Source organism: Nocardioides hungaricus, assembly GCF_054782915.1.
The window spans coordinates 1-2,467 of the sequence record NZ_BAAGRO010000060.1 but is presented as its reverse complement, the minus strand read 5'-3'; the positions used below and the strand labels follow the sequence as shown (position 1 = coordinate 2,467).

General features: G+C 70.4%; 1 protein-coding gene and 1 pseudogene. Both read right to left on the bottom strand.

What is annotated here, in order from left to right:
- Positions 1-148: 148 nt before the first annotated feature.
- A pseudogene (locus tag ACYVKX_RS21030) lies at positions 149-535 on the bottom strand (ATP-binding protein); the annotation flags it as partial.
- Entirely contained in the window at positions 532-2,154 is a 1,623-nt protein-coding gene (locus ACYVKX_RS21025) for a Mu transposase domain-containing protein (protein ID WP_460835645.1), read from the bottom strand. The gene ACYVKX_RS21025 and the pseudogene ACYVKX_RS21030, both read right to left, overlap by 4 nt.
- Positions 2,155-2,467 lie beyond the last annotated feature (313 nt).

The following is a 2,467-nucleotide window of genomic DNA, read 5'->3' as shown; positions in this document are numbered from 1 at the left end:
GCGGCGTGGTCGCGAACGTCGTGGTCCCCGCACCCGACTACGTCCGGTTCGCGACCCACTACCGGTTTCGGCCCGACTTCTGCCACGGCGCCGACCCGGAGTCCAAGGGCATCGTGGAGAACCTGGTCGGACAGATGTGGCCGAGGGCGGACGCGAGGTGGGTTTTGCCGACCCCGACCGGGCCCAGGATGAGCATGCCGTTGCCGGCCTCGGTGAATCGCAGGGTGGATAGGTCTGCGAGCAGTTCCCGGTCATAGGTCAGGTCATCGAGCTCGTCCCAGGCGTCGAGCCGCATCACGGGTTCGAGCCCGGCGGCGCGGGCCCGCAGCATCGCCGAGCGGGACTCCCGGCGGGCGATCTCGTCGGCCAGGACGAGCTCGAGGAACCCGGCGTGGCTCATCTTCTGCTGCCGAGCCAGCGCGAGCCGCTCGGGCAGGGTCTGGCTCATCTGCCCGAGCTTGAGCGCCTTGAGCGTCTTGATCAGGTCGGCGCCGAGGGGGTCGGTCGGCCCGGTGGCGGTAGCGGTGGTTGTCATCGGTGGGTCTCCTCGTTGCTGGGGGCGGGCTCGGTGGCGCCGCCGGGGATGAGGGTGAGCTGGACGCTGCCGGGTCGGGTGTACTCGCCGGGGTCGCGGGCGAACCGGCCGCCGTGAGTGTTGTGGCCGGTGCTGGCCGCGGCGGGCAGTACCGGCTGGGTGCGTTCGGTGGCCTTCTCCAGCATCGCGGCGATCTTCGACACCGACACCACCTCTAGGTCCAGGGACCGCCCACAGGCGGCGTCGACCGGGTCGGGTCCGTAGCGGCGGACCAGGCCGAGCAGCCGGTACACCGAGCGCATCCGGGTCCACGGCAGCGGGTCGTCGAGCAGCCGCTCGGCGTAGATCCCGACGTTCTCCCCGTGGCCGGCGCAGACCCCGATCAGCCGGGACAGGTCGCGTAGCGCGTACCCGGTCTTGTGCTCGGGCAGGTCCTCACGATCGGTGGACCGGCCACCAGCCGGCTGTCGAGGATGGGTCTTCACGAGCTTGCCGCCGGAGTAGAGCTTGACCAGCTCGCTGTTCGCGCGGGCGTCCAGGTGCCGGCCCAGGTACGGCTCGGGCACCGAGTACAACGCCTTGGCGACCTCGACGTGGAAGTCGCGGTGCACCTTCACCCGAGTGAAGGTCGGCCGGGCGTAGGGCTCGACCACCGGCAGCAGACACAAGGCTTCGAGCTCGGCGAAGGCCTCGGCCGGCCGCCGCTGGGTGGTGCCGTGGATCCGCATCCCGGCCCGCTCGGCACACCATGCCTCGGCCCTGGCCTGCGCGTCGGCCAGGCGGCGAAGGTCTCCCCGGCCCAGAAGTTGCCGCGCACGTACTGCACCACCCGCTCCACCCGCGGCTTGTCCTGAGGCTTGCGGACCCGCGCGGGGTCGGTGCCGAACCCCGACGTGCTGGGCGTAGTCCAGCCAGCCCACGCTCAGCCGCGGATTGACCGCGTCCGCCTCGATCACCACCGGCTTGAGGTTGTCCGGGATCAGCACCTTGAAGCAGCCGCCGAAGAAGCCCCACGCGGCCTCACAGCCCGCGATCACCGCGGTCAGGGTCTGGGAGTAGGTCAACCACACGAACATGTGCCGGCTCAGCACGGCGGTGAAGATCAGAGCGTGCACCTTGCGGCGCCGTCCGGTCTCCGGGTCGACCAGGTAGCCGAGGTGGCCGAAGTCGACCTGGCACTCCACCCCCGGCTCCCCGTCGACTACCCGGACTGTGGTGCTCTTGGCACCGAACCCGCACCGCTCGGCCGCGAACCGGTGCAGCGTCCGATAGGGCACCTTCACGCCCTGCCGGGCCAGCAGCTCCTCGATCTTCACGATCGACAACGGGTCCTGTCCCTGCCCGCCCTTCACCCAGGCGGTGATCTGCTCCTCATGGGCGAGCAGCAGCTCCCACGAGGCGCCGTGCCCGTTCGGCCGCGCTGGCCGGACCGCCTCCACCACCGCACCCACCAGCTCGTCGCTCACCGCCCCGGCCCCGGCGTCGCGAGTCAGGCCAGCGGCCTGCGCAGCCTCGACGTACCGGCGGGCGGTCTTGCGGTCCACCCCCGCCCGCTCGCCGACCTTCCGCAGCCCGTGCCCCTCGAGCCACGCGCGCAGCACCTCACGCACTTCAACCACGCTGACCTCCCTGAATCCCACCCTCGACGACCTCCGCGTCCACGGTCATGACGCGGGCAGTCAACGAGCGATCCGAGGACCCACCGGCCAGACGCGCCGGGTGGTCCCATGACTGACAACCCACGTGGTCCCATGAACCTGGCAGAAAACCGCTCAGACCGGTCCCATGCTCATGGCAGGCGACATCTGGACTTCCGGCAGCCCGACGACTTTGGGGTGCACTGGGTACGCACGACAACGAAAAACGGGCTCTCCTGACTGATCCGTGGGTCATATCCGGCCGGGGAGGACAGGCTTGTGGCCGCCGAGGTTG